Here is a 23,408-nt window from a genome sequence, read left to right as displayed (position 1 = left end):
GAGGCGGCGCGAGGGCGGTCGGGTGCAACTGGCCGATGGCGGTGGCGGGTTGGCCGGGGTGGGTTGGCTGGGCGCGCGGGGCCGTTGGTGGGGTTGACGTGGTTGGGGTCAACTGACGGGAGGCGGCGGTGGGTTGGCCGGGGTCGAAGCGGCGCGAGGGCGTTCGGGCGCAACTGCCGGACGGCGGCGATGGGTTGGCCGGGGGCCGAGGTTGCGGTAGGCGGTCGGGCGCAACTGGCGGACGGCGGGCGTGGGTTGGGCGGTGAGGGTCTCAGAGGGTGGCGAGGCGGGTGAGGGGCGCGGTCGGGTCGGGGAGGCCGCAGGCGGTGCGGACGGCGGTGTCGTGGGCGGCGGCGAGGGCGTCGAGGCGCGCCAGGCGGGTGCTGCCCTGACGGGAGAGGTGCGCGGTGATCCGGCGGCGGTCGTGGTCGTCCTGGCGGCGGTACGCGAGCCCGGCGTCCGCGAGGGCGTCGACCAGGCGGCTCAGGCTGGCCTGCGGAATCAGCAGCGCCTGCGCCAACTCGCCCATCGCCCGGCCCTCGCCGTCCGCGAGCGCACGCATCACCCGCCACTGGTCGACCGTGCAGTCCTCCTCGGCGAGCGCCGCCGCCAGGCCGGAGGTGAGTCGCCGATGGGCGAGCGCCACGAGCTCCACCAGCAGCGGCGGCGTACCCGCAGGAACAGCCTCGTGCGCGGCGACCGCACCCTTCGTGGTCATCCGACCCTCCGTTCCGAGGTCTCCCCGAGCCTCGCGGGCTTTCCCGGGGCCGACATCCCGACCATACTCGCACTGGTGATGCTGGATGCCAGGCTGGTCGACCCGCTCGACGCGCTGCACCTCCCCAGGGAGGGCGGCGTGTTCCGCGTGGGCCTCGTCGTGCCGCAGTCCGGCCCGCTCGGCCTGACCGGCCCGTCCGCACTCGACGGCGCGCTGCTCGCCGCGCACGAGATCAACGCCCGCGGCGGCATCCACGACCGCCCCCTCGAACTCGTCCTGGTGGACGGCGGCGGCGCCCCCCACCCGGTGGCCGCCGAAGTCCGCCGCCTGCTCGACGCCGGCGCCCTGGACGCCCTCGCCGGCTGCCACACCAGCGACGTGCACCGCGCCGTCGAAACCGTCGCCGCCGGACGCATCGCCTACATCTACACCCCGCCGCACGAAGGCGGCACCCGCCGCCCCGGCGTGCTCTGCACCGGCGCCGACCCGTCCGCTCAACTCGCCCACGCCGTCGGCGATCTGACAGAGCGTCACCACTTGCGCCGGTGGGCGCTGATCGGCAACGACTACATCTGGCCGCGCTCCGTCCACCGCGCCGCCGCCACCCTCGCCGAACGCGCCGGAGCCCGGATCGTGCTGGAGCGCCGCATCCCGTTCGGCACCGTCGAACCGGACGTCGAAGCGCTCCTCGACGCGCTGCGCGCCGCCCGCGCCGACGGCGTGCTGCTCAGCCTGATCGGCCGCGACCTGGTGCACTTCAACCGGGCCCTGCGGCGCAGCGGACTCGACCGCCGACTGGTGCGCCTGTCCGGGTCGTTGGAGGAGAACGGCCTGCTCGCGCTCGGCGGCGACGACACCGGGACGCTGTACGCGGCGATGCCGTCCTTCGCCACCCTGGCGGAGGAGTCCCGGCAGTCGCTCGGCGAACGGCACCGCGCGCTGTGCGGCCCCTGGGCGCCCGTCCTGGACGCGTACGCCGTCGGCCTGTACGAGGGGCTCCAACTGCTCGCGGCGCTCGCCGAGCGTCACGCCCTGGAGCCGCACGGCCTGACCCGGGCCGCCGGCCGGCTGCTGCACGGTGGGCGGCGCACCGTGCACCTAGCCCGGGCGGAGGGCCTCGGGTTCGCCGTCCTGCCGCCGCTCGGTCCTCGCTGACCTGCGGGTACCGCTGAGCGCGTGCTTTCTCAGTCGGTGGAATGCCGCCGCTAAACCCTTCCATATGGAAATACTTGGCTCTACAGTCTCCCCCACGCATCCCCCACACATCAGCAGGGTCGTCACGGAGAGAGAGCACCATGACCGACACACCCGCGCCCCAGAACATCGAGAACTTCGGCTACCAACAGGAGCTCCGCCGGTCCCTGACCTTCACCGACCTGCTCGTCTACGGGCTGGTCTTCATGGTGCCGATCGCCCCCTTCGGCATCTTCGGCGGCGTCTTCCAGGGCTCCGGCGGCATGGTCGCCCTCGCCTACGTGCTCGGCATGGTGGCGATGATGTTCACCGCCCTCTCCTACGCCCAGATGTCCCGCGCCTTCCCGATGGCCGGGTCGGTGTACACGTACGCGGGACGCGGCATCGGCGCGCCGGTCGGCTTCCTGTCCGGCTGGATGATCCTGCTGGACTACGTCCTGGTGCCCGGTCTGCTCTACCTGATCGCCGGCGTCGCGATGAACTCTCTGGTGCCGTCCGTCCCCGTCTGGCTGTGGCTGATCGGCTTCGTGCTGCTCAACACCGTCGTCAACTACCTGGGCATCGAGACCACCGCCAAGGTCAACAAGGCCGTGCTGATCGGTGAACTCGTCGTCCTGGCGCTGTTCCTGGTGGTCGGCGTGATCGCGCTCGCGAACGGCAAGGGCCGCGGCTTCGACTTCACCCCGCTGTACGACTCGCACACCTTCTCGTGGAGCCTGGCCTTCGGCGCCGTCTCCATCGCGGTGCTCAGCTTCCTCGGCTTCGACGGCATCTCCACCCTCTCGGAGGAGAACCGCGACTCCACCAAGGCGATCGGCCGGTCGATGGTGGCCGCGCTGCTGCTCGCCGGCACCCTGTTCATCGTGCAGACCTGGGTGGCGTCGCTGCTGGTCGCCGACCCGGCCGCGCTGATCCGCGACGGCGACCCCGACGGCACCGCCTTCTACGACACCGCCCGCACCGCCGGCGGCGCCTGGCTGGCCACCCTGACCGCCGCGTCCACCGCCGTCGCCTGGGGCTTCGCCAACTCGCTGGTCGCCCAGGCCGCCACCTCGCGCCTGCTGTTCGCGATGGCCCGCGACCGCCAGCTGCCCCGCTTCCTCGCCAAGATCCACCCCACCCGCCGGGTGCCCGTCAACGCCACCCTGCTGACCGCCGGCATCTCGCTGGTCCTCGGCCTGTACATGGCCTCGCGCACCGACGGGATCACCCTGCTCAGCACCCTGGTCAACTTCGGCGCGCTGACCACCTTCCTGGTGCTGCACGTTGCCGTCGTCGTCCACTACCTGATCCGCAACCGCAGCAAGGACTACTGGCGCCACCTGATCGCGCCGCTGCTCGGCTTCGCGATCCTCGGCTACGTGGTCGTGAACGCCAACATCGCGGCCCAACGGCTGGGCTTCATCTGGCTGTTGATCGGCGGGATCGTGCTCGCCGGCCTGATGCTGACCGGCCGCAAGCCGCGACTGGCCGTCACCGACACCACCCCCGAGGAGACCGACAAGTGACCCTGCCCGAGATCGTCCAGCTGTCCCCCGCACCGGAGGACTGGGCCTACACCTTCGGCGGACGCGCCCCGCTGACGACCGTCCAGCCCGGCAGCATCGTCGAGTTGACCACCGAGGACTGCTTCGGCGGCAAGGTGCGCGGCACCGGCGACCTGCCCAGCCAGGTCTGCGTCTTCCCGTACCTCAACCCCGTCACCGGCCCGATCGCCGTCGCCGGCGCCGAGCCCGGGGACGTCCTCGCGGTGCACTTCGTCGAGATCACCCCCGCCCGCGACCACGGCATCTCCAGCACCTTCCCGCACTTCGGCGCGCTGACCGCCACCCACCAGACCGCGATGCTGCACCCCGCGCTGGAGGAACGCGTCTGGATCTACGACCTGGACGTCGCCGCGGGCCTGTGCCACTTCCGGGCCCGCACCGGCGACTTCACCGTCGCGCTGCCGCTGGACCCGATGCACGGCACCGTCGGCGTCGCCCCCGCCGCCGGCGAGGTGCTGGCCTCGATCACGCCCGGCGCGCACGGCGGCAACCTGGACACCCCCGAGATGCGGGCCGGCACCACCGCCTACTTCGGGGTCAACGTCGACGGCGGCCTGCTGGCCATCGGCGACGGCCACGCCCGCCAGGGCGAGGGCGAGGTCTGCGGCACCGCCGTCGAGGCGGCCATGCGCACCACCGTGATCGTCGACCTGATCAAGGGCGGCGGACCGGCCTGGCCCCGGCTGGAGAACGACGACTACCTGATCAGCACCGGCTCCGCCCGCCCGCTGGAGGACGCGTTCCGGATCAGCCAGCACGACCTGGTCGGCTGGACCGGCGAACTCCTCGGCCTGGACCAGCTCGACGCGTACCAGCTGGTCAGCCAGGCCGGGCTGGCGCCCGCCGCGAACGTCTGCGACACCAACTACACGATGGTCGCCAAGCTGCCGAAGTCCGTCCTCGGCCGGGCCCGCGCGTACGACGGCCTGCACGAGCGGCTGCGCGCGACGGCGGCGGCGTACCTGCGGCACCGGTGATCTGCTGATCAGCTGATCCTCGCGGCGGCCGGGGCCTGGCGTCGTCTGCGCCGGGCCCCGGCCGCTGCGTCGTCCGGGCCCGGCCGTCGCGTCGTTCGGGCCCCGGCTGGTGTGCTGTTCAGGCCCCGGCCGCGTCGAGGTTGGCGGTGAGCCGGGTGAGCAGCTCGCGCAGGGTGCGCAGGTCGGAGAGCGGGAGTCCGGCCGCGGCACCGATGTGTCGGGGGACGGCGCGGGCGGGCTCGCGCAGGTCGCGGCCGGCCTCGGTGAGCGAGACGATCACCGAGCGCTCGTCCTGCACGCTGCGTTCGCGCGTCACCATCCCCGTCGCCTCCAGCCGCTTGAGCAGCGGGGAGAGGGTGCCGGAGTCCAGGCGCAGGCGCTCGCCGAGCTGCTTGACGGGGAGCTCGCCGTGCTCCCAGAGCAGCAGCATCACCAGGTACTGCGGATACGTCAGACCGAGGTCCTTCAACGCCGTCCGGTAGATGCTGCCGAACGCGCGCGAGGCGGCGTTCAGCGAGAAGCAGAGCTGCTGGTCGAGTAGGAGCATGTCCGAGCCCGCAGCCACCAGGTCGTCCATCGTCGCGTCAACCCCGGCGGGCTCCGCCGGGGTTCGGTTCTGCTCGTGCCTGGTCATGGTCCAAGGGTAGCAAGCAAGCCGATCGCGGCCTATTTAGTTGTGCACAATTGAATTGGGTGCTTTACTTCTGGGGCAGGGCAGGGCAGGGCAGGCCGGAGACGGCACCGGCGGACCACACCGCCGGCGCACCGGTCCGCCGGTCCGCCGGTCCGCCAACAGGACTTCTGGGATCAGGACGACAGGGAGCTCGCCATGGAACCGCTCTACACCGCAGTTGCCACCTCGAACGGCCGCGACGGACGCTCCGTCAGCTCGGACGGCAAGCTCGACCTCAAGCTGTCCCTGCCGCCGGTGCTGGGCGGCGACGGCGTGGGCACCAACCCCGAGCAGCTGTTCGCGGCCGGCTACGCGGCCTGCTTCTCCGGCGCGCTCGGCCTGGTCGCCCGCCAGGCGAAGATCGACGTCTCGGACGTCTCGGTGACCGCCGAGGTCACCATCGGCAAGGACGAGACCAGCTTCGCCCTCGCGGTCGTCATCCGGGTGGAGCTGCCGGACGAGCTGGCCGGCGAGACCGGCAAGCAGCTGGTCGAGCAGGCCCACCAGGTCTGCCCGTACTCCAAGGCGATCAGCGGGAACGTTCCGGTGGAGCTGATCGTCGAGTAAGGCGAGGCAGGGGTCTCACCTGGGGTCTGCGGGCCGCATCCGCGTGGGGGCGGAGCGGCCCGCAGTGGTGTCCGGACACGTTCCGGGCGCGTGTGCGTTTCGGACGGGGATGCCGATCGGCGCGGGGCGCCGGTCAGAGCGGGAGCAGCTCCGGGCGCTTCGCCTCGACGTGGTCGCCCGACGACTCGCCGCGCAGCCGGCGGCCGACCCACGGCAGCAGGAAGGTGCGCGCCCACTGGACGTTCTCCCGGCGCTGCTCGGCCGGGGTGGTCGCCGGCGCGGGCGGCCAGGCGGCCTCGGGGTCGTCGAGCTCGGCCAGGCCGAGGGCGCGCCCCGCGAGCAGCGCCACCCGCTGGTGGCCCTCCGGCGACAGGTGCAGCCGATCGTCCGACCAGGCACGCCGGTCGTGCACCGCGCGCAGCGACCACAGGTCCGCGACGGCGAGCCCGTTGCGGTCGGCGATCGCCCACAGGTGCGAGTTGTAGGTCGCGACCTTGCCGCGCAGGTGGCGCAGCACCGGTACGTTGCGGGTGTCGAAGCCGGTGCAGATCAGCACCTGGCCGGCGTGCTCGCGCAGCTCCAGGACGGCCGCCTCGAAGTGCTCGGCGATCAGGTCCGGGTCGCTGCCCGGTCGCAGGATGTCGTTGCCGCCGGCGCACAACGTGACCAGTTCGGGTTGGAGTTGGCGGACCTTCGGGACCTGCTCGGTGACGATCTGGTCCAGCAGGCGGCCGCGTACGGCCAGGTTGGCGTACCGGAAGTCGGGCCCGGGTCGGCGCTCGGCCAGTATCCCGGCGAGCCGGTCGGCCCAGCCGGCGAACTGTCCGTCGGGTCCGGGGTCGTTCAGGCCCTCGGTGAAACTGTCACCGAGCGCGGCGTACGAACTGAAGTAGGGGGTCTCCTGGTAGTCGGCCATGGAGGAGATAGTTCACCTTGTGAAGTGACCTACGCCACCGTAGGTGCCCCCAAGCGCCCCGTGATCTCCGCCACGGGCCCGCGCCGGGCTACCCTTCATGGGTTGCCGGACAGGTCGCGAACGGCAGACCGGCAGGGCGACCGACCGGCAGGGCGACAGGACGACCGGCAGGGCGACAGGACGACGGGGCGACAGGACGACCGGCAGGGCGACAGGACGACGGGGCGACAGGAGGACCGGTATGAGCAGCGACGCCGTGCGCGAGGAGAAAGCGCGCCGCAAGCAGATGATGATCCGCGCGCTGATCTACATCGTGGGCACCCACCTGTTCGCAGGCTTCGTCGGCCTGCTGTTCGTCGTCGGGCACCGCTGAGGTCCTACCTCGAGGCCTCCGGCAGGGCACGCGCCGCGACCTTGGCCAGGTGCGCGTCGAACGCGGCGGCCGGATCCGGATGCACCCGGTACAGCGCGACCATCGCGGTGATCACCACGTCGCACAGCTCGCCCGCGACGTCGTCCCAGGTGTGCGAGAAGCCCTTGCGCGGGTTCTGGCCGAGCGCGCCGATCACCGCCTCGGCCACCTCGCCGGCCTCCTCGCTGATCTTCAGACACTGCAACACCCGTTGCATCTCCGGAGGTTGACTGCTGCCCTCGGCCAGCCACGCCGCCAGCCGCCGCACCGTCTCCCACTGCTGCGCGTCCACGTTCCCGCCCCTTCCGCGTCTGCTGCCGACCGGCACCACAACCGACCGTACCCGGCACGAGTGGTGGGCCGGGTACGGTCGGTCGCTGCAGCTGTTCTCTGCGGGGTGGTGGGTGTCAGCGCAGGCGCTGCTGCCAGTCGATCGGGACGTGGCCGGCCGGCCCGGGAGCGGGCTGGGTGACCGGGTGCGCGGACGGGCCGACCAGCGGCGGGCCCTCGTAGAACTGCTCGGTCTCGGTGTTCCAGAACCAGTCCTCACCCGGTTCGAAACTGGTCAGGAACCGGTGGCCGGCCGAGCGTGCGTGCGCGCTGGCGTGCTGGGACGGCGAGGAGTCGCAGCATCCGATGTGTCCGCACGCCGCACACCGGCGCAGATGGAACCACCAGCCCTGGCCCTCACCGGCCAGGCACTCCACGCAGCCGTCGCCACTGGGCGGCACCGCCGGGTCGATACCGGGGATCGTCGTGTCTTCACTCATCTCGGGCACCTCCGTCGGAAAGGGTATGCCCGGGGTGGCGGCCGACGCCGGAACGCGGCCCCGGCGCGGCGTGGCCGGGCCGAGAGCCCGCGTGGCCGGGGTGGGGCGGGCCGGGGTGATCTGGGTGATCGGGGCGATCGGGGTGGACCGGGTGTGACGGGCGGATTCCGTCCGGATCTACAGTGCTGTAGATTCAATCCGGGGCCCGGGCCTGCGGAAGCGGCCGGGGGCCGGCCGCCGGGCCGAACTGCCGGGCCCGGCACGGGGATACCACAGGAGGGCAACATGGGAGTCTCGCTCGCCAAGGGCGGAAACGTCTCGCTGACGAAGGAGGCCCCGGGGCTCACCGCCGTCATCGTCGGCCTCGGCTGGGACGTTCGGGCCACCACGGGCGCCGACTTCGACCTCGACGCCAGCGCGCTGCTGTGCAACGAGGCCGGCCGGGTTCTCAGTGACCAGCACTTCGTCTTCTACAACAACCTGCGCAGCCCCGAGGGTTCGGTCGAACACAGCGGCGACAACCTCACCGGTGGCGGCGACGGCGACGACGAGCAGATCAAGGTCGACCTGTCGGCCGTTCCGCCGCAGGTCGCCAAGGTCGTCTTCCCGGTGTCGATCTACGATGCCGAGCAGCGCCGCCAGAGCTTCGGCCAGGTCCGCAACGCCTTCATCCGGGTCGTCAACGAGGCCGACGGCAGCGAGGTCGCCCGCTACGACCTGTCGGAGGACGCGTCCACCGAGACCGCCATGGTCTTCGGCGAGCTCTACCGCTACGGCGCCGAGTGGAAGTTCCGCGCCATCGGCCAGGGCTACGCCTCCGGCCTGCGCGGCATCGCGCTGGACTACGGCGTGAACGTCTGACGTTCGCCGGGGCGCTTCGGTCGCATCGGCGGGCGGGCGGGCCGGCTGCGCGGCCGTGCCGCGGGCCAGTTGCAGGTCAGTTGCAGGTCAGGGGCCGGATCCTGGAGATCCGGCCCCTGCTGTGTTTTCCGCCGCCCGTCATGCGGGTGCGCCGGGGTCGGGCTGGGGCCGAGCCGGGGCCGGGGGCCGGGTGGGGGAGTGTCGGGGGTTGGGCGGTGGCGGGCGGTGTGGCAGGCTCGGCGCATGGAACAGCGTGTACTTGGCCGGACCGGGCGTCCGGTGTCGGTGGTAGGTCTCGGGACGTGGCAGCTGGGTGCCGACTGGGGCGTCGTGCTGGAGGACGACGCACTGGCGGTGCTGGACGCGGCCGCCGACGCCGGGGTGACGTTCTTCGACACCGCCGATGTCTACGGGGACGGCCGTAGCGAGCAGTTGATCGGCCGTTTCCTGAAGTCCCGCCAGAACGAAGGCCTGACGGTCGCCACCAAGCTCGGGCGCCGGCTGCCGCAGCTGCCGGAGAACTACACCCTCGCCAACTTCCGCGAGTGGACCGACCGTTCGCGCCGCAACCTGGGCGTGGACCGGCTCGACCTGGTGCAGCTGCACTGCCCGCCCACTCCGGTGTACTCCAGCGACGAGGTGTTCGACGCGCTCGACACCCTGGTTGAGGAAGGCCGCACCGCCGCGTACGGCGTCAGCGTGGAGACCTGCGCCGAGGCGCTGACCGCGATCGCCCGGCCCGGCGTCGCCAGCGTCCAGATCATCCTCAACCCGTTCCGGCTGAAGCCGCTGGACGAGGTGCTGCCCGCCGCCGAGAAGGCCGGCGTCGGCATCATCGCCCGCGTGCCGCTGGCGTCCGGCCTGCTGTCCGGCAAGTACACCAAGGACACCCTGTTCGGCACGGACGACCATCGCACCTACAACCGGGACGGCTCCGCCTTCGACCAGGGCGAGACCTTCTCCGGCGTCGACTTCGAGACCGGCATCGAGGCCGCCGACGAATTCGCCCGCCTCGCCCCGCCCGGTGCCACCTCCGCGCAGACCGCGCTGCGCTGGATCGTCCAGCAGCCCGGCGTCACCACCGTCATCCCCGGCGCCCGCAACCCCGAGCAGGCCCGGGCCAACGCCGAGACGGCCGCGCTGTCGCCGCTCCCGCCGCAGACCCTCGCCGCCGTGCGGGACCTGTACGACCGGAAGCTGCGGGCGCAGGTTCACCCGCGCTGGTGACGTGGTATGTAGGTCCGATTGACAGGGCGTAGCGGGAAAGCGCTTACCGGAGGCAGTCGGTAAGCGCTTTCCCATTGGTGGAGGAGAACGCCCGGGGTCAGGGCAGCGGCTCGGCGTGCATCGGCGTCCGGGGCGTCTGGTGGCCGCCGCTGGCCATCATCCGGACCTCGCCGGCGTCACTGATCTCGGCCTGCACGATGCCGGACGCATCCGCGTACACCGGGTGCCCGCCGGGGCCCCGGGTGCCGGTCGCCTCGACCACCACCACGTCCTGCTTCGCGTGGCCCCCGGTCTCGCCGGGGAAGGTGAGAGCGAATCGTCGGGCCATGGCAGGACCTCCTTCCCGTCGTTCTTTCCATCCTAGGCAGCGCCCCGCCGACGGTCGCTCCCGGACGGCGGGCGCGGCGGCGGTGGCGCGGTGCGTGGTGCGGCGGCGCGCTGCGCGGTGGGGGTGGGCCGGCGGGGCGCTGTGGGTGGAGGCGTTGGGCGGGTCGGGGCTCCGTGGGCGCGGTTCAGGTCAGCAGGTGGAGGCGTTGAGCGGCCGGGCCGACCCGGACGGTCTGGCCCCAGGTGAGGTACAGCGCGTCGGACTCGATGCCGTCGCCGAACGCCACCAGCCGCTCCGACTCCACCGTGAGGGCGAGTTGCTGCTCGGCGCCCAGCAGACCCTCGACCCGGGAGGTGCCGGTGACCGGCGACGGCCACGCCTCGCGGACGAACCAGGACAGCTGTGACGCCGTCGGCCCGGGCAGCGGCAGCCGGCTCGACCGCTCCAGCCACGCCGAACGGCACCACCCCGTCGCGCCGGTGCCGGTGCCGACCAGTACCCCCGAGGACGCCTGCGACTCCGCCGCGCCGCCGGGCGCGGACAGCCGGTAGCGGGCGGTCTGGTGACCGGCCTGCCCGAAGTAGATCTCGTTCAGCGCCAACAGCCGCTGGGTGTCGTCCGCCACCGCCTCCACCATGGTGCGGGCCTCAAACCTCCCCTCCGCGCCCGGTCCGACGGCAGCCCGCAGCAACTGCCCGGCCCGGCCCGGACGGTGGCGCACCAGCACGCCCGGGTTGCGGCCCGGCTCCGCGTCGATTCCGATCACCGGCTGCCCCGACAGGTACTTGGCGGTGTTGGCGACCAGCCCGTCCTGGCCGACCACCACCACCAGGTCCTCCGGTCCGAACAGGAACCGGTCCAGGTCCGCCCGTTCCACCCGGGTCTGCCGCCAGTCCAGCGGCACCGCCGCCGACACCTCCGCCAGCGCGGCCCGCGCCAGGTCGTGCCGCTGCTCCGCCTCGTCGAGCGAACGGTAGCGGCCGGCGAGGAAGAACTCCGCCTGGCCGTGCGTGCCGTGGTGCGCGATCAACTCCTGGTACTCGGTGCGGCGGTGGACCAGCACCACGCGCGGCGCGAGACTCATCGGACCGGCCGATCCGCGCCGCCCGTCGGGGCGGTGGACGGCGTGGCGGACCGCGAGGTGGACGGCGTGGGCGGTGTGGTCGGGGTGGACAGGCGGGTGAGCAGGCCGGTCAGGACGTCCGGGGTGAGGGTGATGCTGTCGATCCGGGGCAGGTGCTCGGCCAGCCGGATCAGGGCCAGCGCCTGCAAAACCTCCGGTCCGGCCTGCTGGTGCGCCGTCAGCCACGCCGCCTCGGCGGCGGCCTTCGCCTCGCCCAACGACCGTGCCGCCTCGGCCTGTTGTACGGCCAGGGTGCCCGCTGCCTCGGCCTCCGCGACCGCCAGCCGGGTGCGGCGGGCCGCCTCGGCGTCGGTGCGGATCGCGTCCGAGGCCGCCTTCTGTTCCGCCTCGCGACGCGCGTTCGCGCCCTGCTGGGTCACCAACTCCTCTTCGCGGCGGGCCAGTTCGATCCGGCTGGCGAGTTCGTTCTCGGCGATGGTGCGCTCCCGCTCGACCGCGACCGCGCGACGCTCGTAGGTGGCCCGGTCCGCCTCCTGCTGGACCTGCTCGCGGGCGGGGGTGCGCAGCGCCCGCTCCATCTCGGCCTCGGGCCGGACGGCGGTGACGCGGACCGCCAGCACCATCAGGCCGATCTCGCCCAGCCGGGGTTCGCCGACCAGCCCCTCGGCGATCCGTTCGCGGACCGCCGCCACACCATCAACCAGGGTGTCCGCCAGGGGAGTTCGGGCGATCAGCTGGAGGGCGTGCTGCTGGGCTGTCTCGGTGAGCAGGGTGGCGAGCTGGGCGAGCGGTTCGGCCCGCCACGCGCCGGTGTCGGGGTCGATGCCGAAGTCCAGGCGGGTGGCGGCGACCGTCGGGTCACTGATCCGGTAGGTGACGGTGGCCTGGACCGCGAGGTCCTGGAAGTCGGCCGTGCGGGCGTGGCACATCATCGCCAACTCGCGGTCGTCCGCCGGTACTTCGGATATCGCGGCGGTGAGCGGCCGGAACCAGAAGGCGAGCCCGGTGCCCTCGTGGGCGACCTGGCCGCCCCGCAGGTGGCGGATGTGGCTGGTGGGGGCGGAACGCAGGTGGCGGAAGCCGAAGCGGCGGGTGATGTCGGCCATGGCGTCGTGACCGTCCTCTCTTTTCGTCTTGATGACGATAAGGCGGGGCGGTCATTGTCGTCAATGCGACGAAAAGAGGGGTGGTGGGCCCGTGGGCCCGAGGCTCGGCGGGCGTCAGATGGCGGCCCGCGTGCGGGAGGCGGTGGAGATCGCGGCGAGGTCGCTCTCGCCGTGGCCGTGGGCGATGGCCTGGAGCAGGGAGTCGCGCAGCAGCGAGGCCAGTGGGAGCGGGGCGTTGGCGCCGGCGGCGGTCTCCAGGGCGAGGTTCACGTCCTTCAGTCCGAGCGCGAGGCGGAACCCGGCCGGATCGAAGGAGCGTTCGGTGATCATCGCGCCGTAGCCGGCGTAAACCGGGCCCGGGAACAGGGAGTTGGTGAGGACGTCGAGCAGCGCGGCCGGGTCGAGCCCGTTCGTCTCGGCGAGCACCGCGGCCTCCGAGAACGCCTCGATCGCCGACACCAGAAGGAAGTTGGCGCTGATCTTCGCCACGTTCGAGGCCGCCGGGTCCTCGCCGAGATGCCAGGTGCGGCGGCCCATCGCGTCGAACAGCGGTGCCACCCAGTCGAGTTCGGCGGCCGGACCGGCCGCCAGGATGTTCAGGTTCCCGGCCGCCGCCGCGTCCGACCGGCCCAGCACCGGCGCCGCGATGTATCCGAGGCCGTGCTGTGCGTGCAACTCGGCGGCGCGGCGCGCCAGCCCCGGCGAGACGGTGGCCATGTTGACGTGCACCGCCGCCCGCGCCGAGGACAGCAACTCGTCGTTCAGCAAAAGGCGTTCGACCACTCGGTCGTCCGCCAGCATGGAGATCGTGACCTCCGCGCCGAACGCGTCCGCGAGCGTTCGCGCCGCCGACGCCCCGTCCGCGACCAACTCCGCCACCGGCTCGGGCGAGCGGTTCCACACCCGCACCGAATGCCCAGCGTCCAGCAGTCGACGGGCCATCGCCCGACCCATCGCGCCCAGACCGACGAAACCGACGTCCATGCTCACTGCCTTCCAGCGGGATGCGAACGGTGATCCGAGGGCGATGCTACGACGCACCCCCGCCGCCCGGCCGGTACGGCACGACCGGGCCCCGCCCCCGGTGTCCCGCCGCGAGGGCCGAACGGGAGACCTCGGCCCCTGTTCGGCGACCGGCCCGGCGGTGATACTGGACCCATGGGGTTCATCGTCTTCGTTACGCTGCCGGGCCTGGTGCTGCTGCTCACCGCCCTCGCGGTGGTCGACCAAGTCCTGCTTCGCGCAGGCCGCGCAGGCCTGCTGCCCTGGCGGCCCGGCCACCGGCAGGGCCAGATCTCGGCGACCGGGTTCGAACAGCTCCACGCCCAGTTCTCGGCGGGCAAGCAGAACGAGCTGAAGGAACGGCAGTCGGCGCTGATGATGCGCGACGAGGACGAGGACGGCGCGCCGCCGAACAGCAGCCGGATCGACCTGACGCGCGGCTCTGCCGTGATCAGGATCCCGAAGTCCTCCTGACGGCGGCTGTTCGTACCTGCGCAGTTCGTACCTGCGCAGTTCGTACCTGCGCAGTTCGTACCTGCGCAGGGAGAATGCTCCCGTGGCACGGCACAAGGGAGCAGGGAGCGGGACGTGGGGACGGACGCGGGCATGAACTGGTACGGAGTCCGATGCGTATTCGAGTGGGCGGCTTCGGGCGGGCGCAGCTACGAGGAGCGGATCACGCTCTGGCAGGCGTCCTCGGCCGACGACGCGATCGCCCGGGCGGAGGCGGAGGCGGAAACGTACGCCACCGAGACGGGGGTCGCGTACCTCGGCCTCGCACAGTCCTACCGCCTCGGCGGCGACGGCGTGCCGGGCGCGGGCGCGGAGGTGTTCTCGCTGCTGCGGGACAGCACGCTGGAGCCGGACGCCTACCTGGACGCGTACTTCGACAGCCGGACCGAACGCCAGCAGCGCTGAGCGGCCGCCCGGGGCGTCGGGAGCGGACCTCCGGCCACCGAAAAAGGGCCGGCGCGGCGGCCGGTCGGGCGTCGTCGTCGCTGCCTGCGCGGCCGTGACGCTTGCGGGAGCATCGGGGGCGGACGCGAGATCGCCGGCAACTGCTGGTCGACGCCCGGTACTTGAGCGTGACAGGGCTGGGGTCGCATCGTGTGCACCTCGACCGAAAAGCCGCGGGCGAGGACGCCGTTGAGGTGTTCCGCGTGGGCGCCGAGCCACTGCTCGATGGGGACGCCGGGGCGCTGATCCCGAGGAGCACGTAGTCGTCGGAGTCGGCGGTGCTCTCGCCGCAGACGCAGCACAGGAGGCGCTCGAACGGGGTGTCTGCGGGGCTCGCGCTGTCGGGCATGAGCGACAGGGCAACGAGCGCAGGCCGCTCGGCGCGGGGACGCGCGGGCGAGTGGCGGGCGGCGGCTTCGAGCGCCTCGCGGCCATTCCGGACGATCCCGGACTTCTGCGCGTCCAGGCCGACGGGGACCCGGCTGCGGAAGGCATGCGACTACCGTTTCCGACGGGCGATCGGCGGTTCGTCGAGACCTGTGGGCCCGGGTTTCGTCGGCGGATCGGGCCGTGGCGCGGTCAGCCGGGGGTGGTGCGAGCGATCCGCTCGGCATGGCGGCGCATTCGGGTCGGGTCCCCCGGGAAGTGGCTCTCCCAGTCCTGGTGCAGGCTCATCCAGGCCACCGGCTGGCCGCTCTCGGCGGTGAGGGGCACCGCGGCGTCGACAACCGCGGTGTAGGACAGCCCGAGTGTGACGGTCCCCCCGGGGCGATAGCAGCGGACTGCGACCATGGCCGGCTCCGGGAACGGTTCGACCCGCAGGCCGGTCTCCTCGAACAGCTCACGGATCGCGCCCTCCCTGGGCGTCTCCCCGGGTTCGACCCGCCCGCCCGGCGGCACCAGGCCTCGCCAGCGGTTCTCGACCAGCAGGACCCGCGCGAGATCCTCGTCGAAGACCCAGACCTCGGCGCCGAACGGCTCCGTCAGCGTGGGGCCGGCCGAGGCCAGCCACTCACATGCGCCGTCAAGCTCAACCCCGGCCAGGCGGGCGTCGGCAGCCGCCGCTTCGAGGGCCCGGCGGTGGATCACGTTGTGAGTCACCCGGTCACGATACGAGGCCGGTCCGACACTCCCGGGCCCGGCTACGCGAGGGGTCTGCCGGGGCGCGGCGGCGAACTGTCCCAAGTCCGGCCACTGGCAGTGCTGTTGATGCTTTGGCCGGCGGGGGAGTTGTTCGCGGTGGGTGGTGCGGGCTGTGGGGTGGGGCTGGGCTGGGGGGTGTTGGGAGTGGTGAGGCGGGTGATGATGGCGGCGGTGGCTTGGGCGTCGGCGTGGTCGAGGCGGCGGGCCGAGCCGCGCAGCAGGTGGCGGGCCTCCATTGCGGCGAGAGCGAACAGACCGGGCAGCAGGTCGGTGGAGCGGGCCGCGACCCAGCGGGTGCCGCGAGTGGCCATCCACCACAGGTCCGCGCCCGGAGCGGGCGTGCGGGTGGGGAGTTCGGCGGGCGGCGGGCCCACCGGGTGGCCGCTCTCGGCGAGCAGGGTGTGGAAGCCGCGCGCGATCAACTGGTGCCCGGCGGCACTGGGATGGAGCCGGTCCACGCTCAGCAGGGCGCGCTGCTCGGTCCATGGCAGGTCCGCGAGGTGCAGGTGGACGGCGTGGTGGTGATCGGACAGCGCATGGACCATCGCGTTCACGCCGCGCATCCGGCGCGCCAACGGACGTGCGAGCGGTGCCGGAAGGCGCAGCAGCCTGCCGGGGTCGGGCAGGCAGGCGGTGAGCGGGACGGTGCCCGTTGCAGTCAACGAGGAGAGAATCGAGGAAAATTGACGTGCCGTCAGCTCGAGGTCGAACGAGGCGCGCAGGGTGTCGTTGCCGCCGACCACGACCGCCGCGTACTGCGGGCGCAGCGCGAGGGCGGTGGGCAGTTGGGAGACCAGCAGGTCGCGGCTGAGTGCGCCGCTGTTGGCGAGGTTGCGGAAGTCCACGGGGTCCGGCGACAGGCTGGGCGCGAGCAACGCTGCCCAGCCTCGCCAACCGCCGGGAACGGGGTCGCCGACGCCCTCGGTGAGGGAGTCGCCGAGCGCCGCGAACCGAACCGTCATCACGTCCCTCCAGCGGGGTCGGGGATGGGTGTGGAGTGCGGTGGGGGAGTGGGAAGTTGGGGCCTGGCGTGCGTCAAGGCGGGAGGGGCCGGGAGCGCGATGTGAGGGGGTGGGGGTGCCGAGTGCTGTGGAGCCATGGGTGGTTGGGGACGCTGCGGGGCTGGGCGGGGTGGCGTGGGGCGGTCCTGTGATGGGCCGGCGCGTGCGGAACGCCGTGCGGGTGCGGGTAGTTGGTGGTAGTTGCGGCCGATGGCGAGGTGGGATCGGTGGTGCTGGCGGGGTGGAGGAGGTGACGCCCGATGACGCGGGTGGCGGGTGGCGGGTGGCGGGTGGGGAGGGTGGAGCCGACGGGCTGGGCGCTGTGGCGTGCCGGATGGCGATTGGTTGTGTGGGTGCGGATTCCCCGAGGTCGCTGCGGGCTGGATGGCGTGGTGGATGCGACGGTGGGAGGAGTTGGCGGCCGGGTGTTGTGGCGCGGGGCGGTGGAGTGGGAGAAGAGGCGACCGGTGGTGGGTGGTTGGGCTGCTCCGCACCACGGTCCGAGGCGGGATCGGCAGCGGGCGGTCGGACGGGGAGCCGGTGGCGGGTGTGGTGGCCGGCAAGGCCGGCGGGTGCGAAGTGGAGGGTGGTAGCGGTGAGTTGGTGGTCGCTTACGAGGATGGGGCAGCAGGTGGTGGGTGCTTGGGGCTGCTGCGTGCCACCGCATGAGGCGGGGGCGGTGGCGGTCGGCCGGGCGGGGAGCCGGCGGCTGGGTGTGGTGGGCGACGAGGTTGGCGGAGTTGGCGGTCGGGTGATGCGGGGCGGGGTGGCCGGCGGTGGGTTGGGGGGTCGGTGATGCCTCCTCGCGGGCGCTGAGGCGTGAGGTGGTGGGCGGCAGGACTGACGGGTGCGGAGCGCGGTCCGGGGTGGCGGGAGCCGGTGGTCGCGTATTGCGGCCAAGGTGGCGGAGGGCGGGTGGGTACGGCCGTCGCGCGCCACCACATGCGGCGGGGTCGGTGGTGGGCGGCGACGTTGGTGCGTGCGAAGTGGGCGCGGGTTGGGGGGCGTTGGTGGTCGCGCACGGGGACGGGAGTAGCGGCGGCTGGTGGCGGGTGGCAGGGGTCCCTGTGTGCTGCCGCATGAGGCGGGGCGGTGGTGGGCGGTTGACGTGGGGGTCGGCGGCTGGTGCGGTGGGCGGTGAGGAAGGAAGTGGTGGCGAGGCTCCGGTTGGACTGTTCGGCGCGGGTGCGTGCGGTGGTACGGCGTTCGGGTTCGGGGTGGGTGGGGCCGCTGCTTGCCCCCGCGCGCGTGAGCGGTCGGACGGGGGTCCGGTGGGGGTCAGGGTGTGAGGTGGTGGGCGGCGGGGGCGGTGGCTGCGTGGTGGGCGGTGAGGAAGGCGGTGGTGGCGGCGTTCCAGCTGAACTGTTCGGCGCGGGTGCGTGCGGTGGCGCGGCGTTCGGGTTCGGGGCGGGTCAGGAGTTGCGTCACGGCGTCGGCGAAACCGCTGCCGGTGTCGGCGGCTGCGAGGCCTGCCGGGCCGACGACCTGGGGGAGGGCGGAGGAGCGGCTGACGGCGACGGGGGTGCCGCAGGCCAGGGTTTCGAGTGCGGCCAGGCCGAAGGTTTCCACCGGGCCGGGGGCGATCACCGCGTCGGCGGTCGCCAACAGGGCGGCCACGTCGGAGCGTTCGGCGAGGTGGCCGAGGAATCGCACGGGCAGCCGCAGTTCGGCGGCCTGGCGTTCCAAGCGGGCGCGCAGGGGTCCCGTTCCGGCGACGGCCAGTACGGCGGGGACGCGGTGGCGGCGGCGGAGTTCCGCCAGTGCCTGGAGGGCCCGTTCCGGGCGCTTCTCGGCCGACAGCCGTGAGCACATCACCAGCAGGACCTGGTGCGGCCCGGCCAGCCGGGCCCGCAGGGCCGGGTCGCGGCGGTCGGGGTGCATGGTCGTCAGGTCGACGCCCAGTGGCGCCTGGGCGAGGTTGGCGGCGCCGATCCGCTCGAACTCCTCGGCCGCCCACGCCGTCGTGCACAGCACCGTGTCGTAGGCCTGCGCCGTACGGGAGTTGAGCCGGTCGGCGAGGCGGCGCGCCAGGCGCGGGGGCAGGCCCCAGGTGCCGAGGACGCCGGTGGCACTCTCGTGCGAGACCATCATCGACCGCACTCCGTGAGTCTTCGCCCAGGCGCCCGTCCAGCGCAGTGTGGTGCGGTCCGAGACCTCCAGCCGGTCGGGGGCCAACTCGTCGAGGACGGCGGTCACTTGACGCCGGTCCCGGAGGACCCGGTAGCCGCCGCTGCCCGGCATTGGGGGGCCGGGCAGCGTGATCACCCGGCCCTGCTCGGTCCACTCGTCGCTGCGGCGCGCCCCGGGGACGATCAGCACCGGCTGGTGGCCCGATGCCAGGTAGCCGGCGCCGAGGTGCCGCAGTGCGGTCCGCAGGCCGCCGGAGACCGGGGTGACGAAGTTCGCCACCCGGACGATGCGCAGTCCTCCGTTCACGCCGGCTGCTCCTCGACCAGTTCACCGGCCGCCGGTGCGGGCGCGGCGGCAGACGCGGTGGCCGATGCCGGCAGTGCGGGTGCGGTGTCGGGCGGACGGGGTGCCGGCATCGCCGGGAGGTCGCCCGGGGAAGGGGCCACCGAGGGCACGGAGACGGCGGAGGGCACGGAGACGGCGGAGGGCACGGCGTCGGCGGAGAGCGTTGCGTCGGAGGAGCGGGAAAGCGTTTTCCGTTTGGTCCTGCCGGGCGTGTCGGCCGGTCGGGCGCGGTGTTCGGCGAGGACGTCCTGGTAGTGCCGGATGAGCTGGTCGCCGACCGCCTCCCAGGTGCGGTCGGTGACGTCGGCGCGGCCGGCGGCACCGTAGTGGGTGCGGAGGTCGGGGGCGGCCGCGAGGGTGGCGACGGCGCGGGCGACGGCTCCGGCGTCGCGGGGGGCGACCAGCAGGCCGGTGCGGTGGTGGCCGACCAGGTCCAACGGGCCGCCGACGGCGGGGGCGACCACGGGGACGCCGCTGGCCATCGCCTCCTGGATGGTCTGGCAGAAGGTCTCCAACGGGCCGGTGTGCACGAACACGTCCAACGAGGCGAAGCAGCGCGCGAGTCCGGCGCCGGTGCGGCGGCCGAGGAAGACCGCGCCGGGCATCGCGGCCTTCAATGCGGGCGCGCTCGGCCCGTCGCCGATCACCACCACTCGCACCCCGGGCAGCCGGGAGGTCTCGGCGAGCAGGTCGACGCGCTTCTCGGGGGCGAGCCGGCCGACGTAGCCGACCAGGACCTCGCCGCCGGGGGCCAGCGTGCGGTGCAGCGCCTCGTCGCGGTGCTCGGGGTGGAAGCGCGCGGAGTCGACGCCGCGCGCCCAGATCCGGACGTTGCGCACGCCGTGCGCGGTGAGGTCCTGGGCGGCGGGGGTGGACGGGGCGAGGTTGCGCGCGGCGGAGCGGTGCACGGAGCGGATCCGCGCCCAGGCGAGCGCCGAGCCCAGCCCGCGTCCCATCCGGTACGCCTGCGCGTACCCGGCGAGGTCGGTCTGGTAGACGGCCACCGTCGGCAGGTCGAGGCGTTCGGTGATCCTGGCGGCGCGCGCACCGAGCACGAACGGGCTGGCGAGGTGCACCACGTCCGGCCGGTGGGCGGTGAGGGCGGCGGCGAGCCGACGGCTGGGCAGCGCGATGCGCACCTGGGGGTAGCGGGGCAGCGGAACGGAGGGAATGCGCACCACCGGCAGCGGTTCCCGGTCCGGGCCGAAGGACTGCGGCGGGCAGTGCGCGCCCCGGGCCGGCGCGGGCGTGATCACCAGTGGCTGGTGACCCCGCCGGACGAGGTGTTCGGCGGCCCGCAGCACGCTGTGGGCCACGCCGTTGACCTCGGGCGGGAAGGATTCGGTGACGATGGCGACTCGCATGCCAACGTTGTGGCCAAGCCGGGCATGCGCCCGGACAAAGGGATCTTTCGCGCAGGCGAACGTCTGCCGCCATTTCCGCACACCGGCCGACGGGCCCGGCCGTGACCCGGACGGTTCGCGCAAACGGGCTGCGCACTGTGCACAAAACTGCGCGGAACGAGGCTTGAACGAATGCTCGACGCCATGGCGCGCTTGCGGCTGCGATGTGTGCAGGTCAGCTCGCGGGATCGACTCCGACGTTCAACCACAAGTTCCTGCAGATGACTTGGCGGACCTCCAGCACCCCGCGGGTCCGGCCCGCACCGCCCACTGTCCGTCCGCCCGCTCAGGAGGAATCCCGATGCGCCCCGCCCCACGGACCTCACCGCACAGACCCGGACGCGCCCGCCCGGCGATCCACCGCGACCACGCTGATGCCGGCGACACTGGCCGCCGTGGCCGGCCCGGCCGACGCCGCCCGCGCCACCACCGCCGCCCGCGCCACCACCGCCGGCAACGCCACCGGCGTCACCCGCTCCGGCGACACCTTCACGGTCACCACCTCCGGCGGGGCCGCCGCCCGGATCCAACTGGCCCGCGCCCAACGGCAGCTACAACGGCCAACTCGCGGCTCGAGACTACGAATTCACCGTGCAAGAGGCCGCCGCGCCGAGCAGCTTCACGGTCGGGACGGCCGCACTCGCCAAGCCGACCGGCAAGGCCGCGTACGACGCCGCGAACACCGGCTGGTACTTCGACCCCGCCGACCGGGCCGGTGTCCTCTGGATCAAGGCCGGCAACCGTGCCGTCACCAGCGCCTTCAACGTCACCGCCACCGGCCTCACCCTGTCCACCGGCACCCCCGTCGCCGCGAACTGGCCTATCCCACAGGCCAATTGGAAGGTCGTCTCGGCCGACAGCCAGAAGACCGTGACGGAGAACGGGGCCGCCGCCAACGCCATCGACGGCAGCAGCGGCACCCTCTGGCGCACCCGGTGGTCCACCACCGCCACCCCGCTGCCGCACGAGATCCGGATCGACCTCGGCGCCCGCTACAGCGTCGACAGCCTCACCTGCCTGCCCCGCAGGGACGGCGGAGTCAACGGCCGCATCGGCACCTACGAGATCTACATCTCCGACGGCACCAGCACCTGGGGCAGCCCCGTCGCCACCGGGATGTTCGCCGACACCCCCACCGCCAAACCCGTCAACTTCCCGGCGAAGAGCGGACGTTACCTACGGCTGAGGGCGCCGGGCGAAGCCGGCAACCGCGGGCCGTGGACCGGCGCCGCAGAGCTCACCGCCACCGGCGTGCCCGCGCCCACGCCGTAGCCCGCCGGCCACCAGCCCGCCCCGCCCCGGGAGACCGGGGCGGGGCGGGCACAGGCATTCGCTCAGGGCACCGGGTGCGGCAGTGGACGCGCCAACCGCCGCACCTCCTCGAGACGGGCCGGATCGGGCTCCTGCCGGGTGAACAGGTCGTGCCCGACCACCGTCGACTCCCACTCGTCCGGGGCCTCTGCGGAGCGCGTCAACAGCCAGGCCGCCGAGATCCACTCCGCGCCGTTCTGCTGGTACTGGCCGCTCCACGACGTCACCGAACCCGCGTCGCCGCGCTCGTTGTGCCACGCCACCGTCCAGCCCACCGCCGTCCCGTGCCCGGCCTGCGTCGGCGCCACCAGACGTCCCACCAGCGGATACGCGCCGCTCGCCCGGCCCGTCGCCGACACGTACGTGCCCGTGACCGACCCGTCCGGACCCGCCACCAACCGCATGTGCGAACCCAGTTCGCTGTACCAGTCGCCGGTGATGCCCACGCTGCTCCTCCCGCCGCCCTGCCGGCCGCCACCGCGCCCGGCCCGGGCGCGCCAGCCACCACTGTGCCGCCCCCGGCCGCCCGGACAGCGGCGACGCGCGGACGTCCCACGAGGGATGACACGACTGACTCGGGCCCCCGTACCTCCGGGCGGCCGCCGGCCTCGCCGCCCCCGGGACCGATTCACCCCCGGGACGGAGTCGCCTGCGCGTCAAGGGACAATGGACTCTTAACAGGCCCCCCGCCCCCGCCCGCAGGAGACTCCGCACCGTGACCGACCAGCAAGACCCCGCCCCGACCGGCCGTCGCCTCGACCTGCTCGCCGACTGCTCCTCCTGCTTCGGGCTGTGCTGCGTCGCCCTGCCCTTCGCCAAGTCCGCCGACTTCGCCGCCAACAAGAACGCCGGCACCCCCTGCCGCAACCTCGACGCCGACTACCGCTGCGGAATCCACGTCAAGCTCCGCGACCGCGGCTACCAGGGCTGTACCGTCTTCGACTGCTTCGGCGCCGGCCAGAAGATCTCCCAGCACACCTTCGACGGACGCAGCTGGCGCGAGGACCCCGACACCGCCCGGCAGATGTTCGACGCATTCCCCGTGGTGCGCCAACTCCACGAACTGCTCTGGTACTTGACCGAAGCGCTGGAGCTCCCCCGGGCCCGCCCCGTACACGCCGAGCTGCGCCGCGCGAGTGACGCGATCGACGAGCTGACCCGCCGGGACGCCGCCGCCCTGATCGCCGCCGACGTCCCCGCGATCCGCGCCGAGACCAGCGAACTCCTGCTGCGGGCCAGCGAGTTGACCCGCAACGCGCTGCCCGGAAAGAAGCGCAACCACCGCGGCGCGGACCTGATCGGTGCCCGGCTGAAGGGTACCGACCTGCGTGGGGCCAATCTGCGCGGCGCCTATCTGATCGCCGCCGACCTGTCCGGCGCGGACCTGCGCAGTGCCGACCTGATCGGTGCGGACCTGCGCGACGCCGACCTGCGGGGCGCGGACCTGACCGGCGCGCTGTTCCTGACGCAGTCCCAACTCAACGCCGCCAAGGGCGACTCCACCACCCGCATCGGCCCCGGACTCGCCCGGCCCGCGCACTGGTGACGGCGCACTGGTGACGGCGCGAGAGTGACTGCGCGCGGGACGGCGGCACGCGCGGTGACGGTTTGCGGGGCGGCGGCACGCGGGACGACGGCGCAGTGGGCGGGAGGGGGCGCGAGGGGCGCGCGTGGAGCCCGGATACGGGATTAATCACCTGCGGCCCGTGTGCTCCCCACGTATGGTCATGACCTCC

26 protein-coding genes are annotated in these 23,408 nt (G+C 73.1%); 11 read left to right on the top strand and 15 right to left on the bottom strand.

Translation table 11 applies throughout. The features are described from left to right. Nucleotides 1–271: 271 nt before the first annotated feature. Nucleotides 272–718: a MarR family winged helix-turn-helix transcriptional regulator gene (locus AMK19_RS37935; protein ID WP_073808484.1), complete on the bottom strand. Its 447-nt coding sequence runs from the start codon at nucleotides 716–718 to the stop codon at nucleotides 272–274. A gap of 78 nt (nucleotides 719–796) precedes the next feature. Between AMK19_RS37935 and AMK19_RS05000 the strand changes: the two genes are divergently transcribed. The 3 genes from AMK19_RS05000 (at nucleotide 797) to AMK19_RS04990 (ending at nucleotide 4,436) form a co-directional block, all read left to right on the top strand. Then, nucleotides 797–1,873: a substrate-binding domain-containing protein gene (locus tag AMK19_RS05000; RefSeq protein ID WP_073808483.1), complete on the top strand. Its 1,077-nt coding sequence runs from the start codon at nucleotides 797–799 to the stop codon at nucleotides 1,871–1,873. 140 nt (nucleotides 1,874–2,013) lie between these two features. After that, nucleotides 2,014–3,420 (top strand): APC family permease, encoded by a 1,407-nt coding sequence (locus AMK19_RS04995; RefSeq protein ID WP_073808481.1) that lies wholly within the window; start codon nucleotides 2,014–2,016, stop codon nucleotides 3,418–3,420. Next, nucleotides 3,417–4,436, top strand: coding sequence for an acetamidase/formamidase family protein (locus AMK19_RS04990; RefSeq protein ID WP_073808480.1), 1,020 nt, complete (start codon nucleotides 3,417–3,419; stop codon nucleotides 4,434–4,436). The genes AMK19_RS04995 and AMK19_RS04990 overlap by 4 nt, the downstream gene beginning before the upstream one ends. Nucleotides 4,437–4,554: 118 nt before the next feature. On the opposite strand, the gene AMK19_RS04985 is transcribed toward AMK19_RS04990, so the two are convergent. Beyond that, the gene (locus AMK19_RS04985; RefSeq protein ID WP_073808478.1) at nucleotides 4,555–5,013 is read right to left on the bottom strand and encodes a MarR family winged helix-turn-helix transcriptional regulator; all 459 of its coding nucleotides are present in this window, start codon (nucleotides 5,011–5,013) and stop codon (nucleotides 4,555–4,557) included. Nucleotides 5,014–5,265: 252 nt separating this feature from the next. Here AMK19_RS04985 and AMK19_RS04980 point away from each other — a divergent pair, with 252 nt between their 5' ends. Next, nucleotides 5,266–5,676 (top strand): organic hydroperoxide resistance protein, encoded by a 411-nt coding sequence (locus AMK19_RS04980; protein WP_073808477.1) that lies wholly within the window; start codon nucleotides 5,266–5,268, stop codon nucleotides 5,674–5,676. Nucleotides 5,677–5,809: 133 nt separating this feature from the next. Here AMK19_RS04980 and AMK19_RS04975 read toward each other — a convergent pair whose 3' ends face one another. Beyond that, nucleotides 5,810–6,592, bottom strand: coding sequence for an SGNH/GDSL hydrolase family protein (locus tag AMK19_RS04975; RefSeq protein ID WP_073808475.1), 783 nt, complete (start codon nucleotides 6,590–6,592; stop codon nucleotides 5,810–5,812). A 241-nt stretch (nucleotides 6,593–6,833) separates the two neighbouring features. Here AMK19_RS04975 and AMK19_RS36885 point away from each other — a divergent pair, with 241 nt between their 5' ends. Next, entirely contained in the window at nucleotides 6,834–6,965 is a 132-nt protein-coding gene (locus AMK19_RS36885; protein WP_241844252.1) for a DUF6126 family protein, read from the top strand. A 4-nt stretch (nucleotides 6,966–6,969) separates the two neighbouring features. Here the strand turns inward: AMK19_RS36885 and AMK19_RS04970 are convergent, their stop codons facing one another. Beyond that, nucleotides 6,970–7,296: a MazG-like family protein gene (locus AMK19_RS04970; protein ID WP_073808474.1), complete on the bottom strand. Its 327-nt coding sequence runs from the start codon at nucleotides 7,294–7,296 to the stop codon at nucleotides 6,970–6,972. A gap of 115 nt (nucleotides 7,297–7,411) precedes the next feature. Beyond that, nucleotides 7,412–7,774 (bottom strand): UBP-type zinc finger domain-containing protein, encoded by a 363-nt coding sequence (locus AMK19_RS04965; RefSeq protein ID WP_073808472.1) that lies wholly within the window; start codon nucleotides 7,772–7,774, stop codon nucleotides 7,412–7,414. Nucleotides 7,775–8,059: 285 nt separating this feature from the next. Here AMK19_RS04965 and AMK19_RS04960 point away from each other — a divergent pair, with 285 nt between their 5' ends. Then, nucleotides 8,060–8,635: a TerD family protein gene (locus AMK19_RS04960; protein ID WP_073808471.1), complete on the top strand. Its 576-nt coding sequence runs from the start codon at nucleotides 8,060–8,062 to the stop codon at nucleotides 8,633–8,635. Between the two features lie 243 nt (nucleotides 8,636–8,878). After that, complete coding sequence (locus AMK19_RS04955; RefSeq protein ID WP_073808469.1) at nucleotides 8,879–9,862, top strand: aldo/keto reductase; 984 nt, start codon at nucleotides 8,879–8,881, stop codon at nucleotides 9,860–9,862. Nucleotides 9,863–9,959: 97 nt separating this feature from the next. Here AMK19_RS04955 and AMK19_RS04950 read toward each other — a convergent pair whose 3' ends face one another. The 4 genes from AMK19_RS04950 to AMK19_RS04935 form a co-directional block, all read right to left on the bottom strand. Further along, nucleotides 9,960–10,190: a DUF6296 family protein gene (locus AMK19_RS04950; protein ID WP_073808468.1), complete on the bottom strand. Its 231-nt coding sequence runs from the start codon at nucleotides 10,188–10,190 to the stop codon at nucleotides 9,960–9,962. Nucleotides 10,191–10,374: 184 nt separating this feature from the next. Beyond that, nucleotides 10,375–11,274 (bottom strand): hypothetical protein, encoded by a 900-nt coding sequence (locus AMK19_RS04945; protein WP_073808466.1) that lies wholly within the window; start codon nucleotides 11,272–11,274, stop codon nucleotides 10,375–10,377. After that, entirely contained in the window at nucleotides 11,271–12,380 is a 1,110-nt protein-coding gene (locus AMK19_RS04940) for an SPFH domain-containing protein (RefSeq protein ID WP_073808464.1), read from the bottom strand. The genes AMK19_RS04945 and AMK19_RS04940 overlap by 4 nt, the downstream gene beginning before the upstream one ends. A 114-nt stretch (nucleotides 12,381–12,494) precedes the next feature. Beyond that, a complete protein-coding gene (locus tag AMK19_RS04935; RefSeq protein ID WP_073808463.1) occupies nucleotides 12,495–13,364 on the bottom strand; it encodes an NAD(P)-dependent oxidoreductase in 870 nt (289 codons plus the stop codon). A gap of 174 nt (nucleotides 13,365–13,538) precedes the next feature. Here AMK19_RS04935 and AMK19_RS04930 point away from each other — a divergent pair, with 174 nt between their 5' ends. Continuing rightward, complete coding sequence (locus AMK19_RS04930; RefSeq protein WP_073808461.1) at nucleotides 13,539–13,856, top strand: DUF6191 domain-containing protein; 318 nt, start codon at nucleotides 13,539–13,541, stop codon at nucleotides 13,854–13,856. A 132-nt stretch (nucleotides 13,857–13,988) separates the two neighbouring features. Continuing rightward, entirely contained in the window at nucleotides 13,989–14,300 is a 312-nt protein-coding gene (locus AMK19_RS04925) for a hypothetical protein (protein WP_073808460.1), read from the top strand. Between the two features lie 618 nt (nucleotides 14,301–14,918). On the opposite strand, the gene AMK19_RS37930 is transcribed toward AMK19_RS04925, so the two are convergent. The 5 genes from AMK19_RS37930 to AMK19_RS35850 form a co-directional block, all read right to left on the bottom strand. After that, nucleotides 14,919–15,440: an NUDIX hydrolase gene (locus AMK19_RS37930; protein WP_083646504.1), complete on the bottom strand. Its 522-nt coding sequence runs from the start codon at nucleotides 15,438–15,440 to the stop codon at nucleotides 14,919–14,921. A gap of 41 nt (nucleotides 15,441–15,481) precedes the next feature. Continuing rightward, nucleotides 15,482–16,444, bottom strand: a complete 963-nt coding sequence (locus AMK19_RS04915) for an SGNH/GDSL hydrolase family protein (RefSeq protein ID WP_083646503.1) — start codon at nucleotides 16,442–16,444, stop codon at nucleotides 15,482–15,484. 1,317 nt (nucleotides 16,445–17,761) lie between these two features. After that, on the bottom strand, nucleotides 17,762–18,919 hold the full coding sequence (locus AMK19_RS04910) for a glycosyltransferase (RefSeq protein WP_073808458.1): 1,158 nt from the start codon (nucleotides 18,917–18,919) through the stop codon (nucleotides 17,762–17,764). Next, nucleotides 18,916–20,322, bottom strand: coding sequence for a glycosyltransferase family 4 protein (locus tag AMK19_RS04905; protein ID WP_073808456.1), 1,407 nt, complete (start codon nucleotides 20,320–20,322; stop codon nucleotides 18,916–18,918). Before AMK19_RS04905 ends, AMK19_RS04910 begins: the two co-directional genes overlap by 4 nt. A 361-nt stretch (nucleotides 20,323–20,683) precedes the next feature. Next, nucleotides 20,684–20,854 carry a hypothetical protein gene (locus AMK19_RS35850; RefSeq protein WP_158071868.1) on the bottom strand — a complete coding sequence of 57 codons (171 nt, stop codon included), beginning with the start codon at nucleotides 20,852–20,854 and terminating at the stop codon, nucleotides 20,684–20,686. A gap of 98 nt (nucleotides 20,855–20,952) precedes the next feature. On the opposite strand from AMK19_RS35850, the gene AMK19_RS04900 reads away from it, so the two are divergent. Continuing rightward, on the top strand, nucleotides 20,953–21,633 hold the full coding sequence (locus AMK19_RS04900; RefSeq protein ID WP_073808455.1) for a discoidin domain-containing protein: 681 nt from the start codon (nucleotides 20,953–20,955) through the stop codon (nucleotides 21,631–21,633). A 62-nt stretch (nucleotides 21,634–21,695) separates the two neighbouring features. On the opposite strand, the gene AMK19_RS04895 is transcribed toward AMK19_RS04900, so the two are convergent. Then, nucleotides 21,696–22,118 (bottom strand): avidin/streptavidin family protein, encoded by a 423-nt coding sequence (locus AMK19_RS04895; RefSeq protein WP_073808453.1) that lies wholly within the window; start codon nucleotides 22,116–22,118, stop codon nucleotides 21,696–21,698. A 269-nt stretch (nucleotides 22,119–22,387) separates the two neighbouring features. Here AMK19_RS04895 and AMK19_RS04890 point away from each other — a divergent pair, with 269 nt between their 5' ends. After that, complete coding sequence (locus AMK19_RS04890; protein ID WP_073808452.1) at nucleotides 22,388–23,218, top strand: pentapeptide repeat-containing protein; 831 nt, start codon at nucleotides 22,388–22,390, stop codon at nucleotides 23,216–23,218. Nucleotides 23,219–23,408: the final 190 nt, after the last annotated feature.

This window comes from Kitasatospora sp. CB01950, assembly GCF_001905465.1.
Classification (GTDB): Bacteria; Actinomycetota; Actinomycetes; order Streptomycetales; family Streptomycetaceae; genus Kitasatospora.
This window is presented reverse-complemented; position numbering and strand designations above follow the sequence as displayed.

Excerpts from the sequence above, each read along its gene's own strand:
- AMK19_RS37935 (WP_073808484.1), bottom strand. The coding sequence starts at position 718 with ATGACCACGAAGGGTGCGGTCGCCGCGCACGAGGCTGTTCCTGCGGGT.
- AMK19_RS05000 (WP_073808483.1), top strand. The coding sequence starts at position 797 with ATGCTGGATGCCAGGCTGGTCGACCCGCTCGACGCGCTGCACCTCCCC.
- AMK19_RS04995 (WP_073808481.1), top strand. The coding sequence starts at position 2,014 with ATGACCGACACACCCGCGCCCCAGAACATCGAGAACTTCGGCTACCAA.
- AMK19_RS04985 (WP_073808478.1), bottom strand. The coding sequence starts at position 5,013 with ATGGACGACCTGGTGGCTGCGGGCTCGGACATGCTCCTACTCGACCAG.
- AMK19_RS04980 (WP_073808477.1), top strand. The coding sequence starts at position 5,266 with ATGGAACCGCTCTACACCGCAGTTGCCACCTCGAACGGCCGCGACGGA.
- AMK19_RS04975 (WP_073808475.1), bottom strand. The coding sequence starts at position 6,592 with ATGGCCGACTACCAGGAGACCCCCTACTTCAGTTCGTACGCCGCGCTC.
- AMK19_RS36885 (WP_241844252.1), top strand. The coding sequence starts at position 6,834 with ATGAGCAGCGACGCCGTGCGCGAGGAGAAAGCGCGCCGCAAGCAGATG.
- AMK19_RS04965 (WP_073808472.1), bottom strand. The coding sequence starts at position 7,774 with ATGAGTGAAGACACGACGATCCCCGGTATCGACCCGGCGGTGCCGCCC.
- AMK19_RS04960 (WP_073808471.1), top strand. The coding sequence starts at position 8,060 with ATGGGAGTCTCGCTCGCCAAGGGCGGAAACGTCTCGCTGACGAAGGAG.
- AMK19_RS04955 (WP_073808469.1), top strand. The coding sequence starts at position 8,879 with ATGGAACAGCGTGTACTTGGCCGGACCGGGCGTCCGGTGTCGGTGGTA.
- AMK19_RS04950 (WP_073808468.1), bottom strand. The coding sequence starts at position 10,190 with ATGGCCCGACGATTCGCTCTCACCTTCCCCGGCGAGACCGGGGGCCAC.
- AMK19_RS04945 (WP_073808466.1), bottom strand. The coding sequence starts at position 11,274 with ATGAGTCTCGCGCCGCGCGTGGTGCTGGTCCACCGCCGCACCGAGTAC.
- AMK19_RS04940 (WP_073808464.1), bottom strand. The coding sequence starts at position 12,380 with ATGGCCGACATCACCCGCCGCTTCGGCTTCCGCCACCTGCGTTCCGCC.
- AMK19_RS04935 (WP_073808463.1), bottom strand. The coding sequence starts at position 13,364 with ATGGACGTCGGTTTCGTCGGTCTGGGCGCGATGGGTCGGGCGATGGCC.
- AMK19_RS04930 (WP_073808461.1), top strand. The coding sequence starts at position 13,539 with ATGGGGTTCATCGTCTTCGTTACGCTGCCGGGCCTGGTGCTGCTGCTC.
- AMK19_RS04925 (WP_073808460.1), top strand. The coding sequence starts at position 13,989 with ATGAACTGGTACGGAGTCCGATGCGTATTCGAGTGGGCGGCTTCGGGC.
- AMK19_RS04915 (WP_083646503.1), bottom strand. The coding sequence starts at position 16,444 with ATGACGGTTCGGTTCGCGGCGCTCGGCGACTCCCTCACCGAGGGCGTC.
- AMK19_RS04905 (WP_073808456.1), bottom strand. The coding sequence starts at position 20,322 with ATGCGAGTCGCCATCGTCACCGAATCCTTCCCGCCCGAGGTCAACGGC.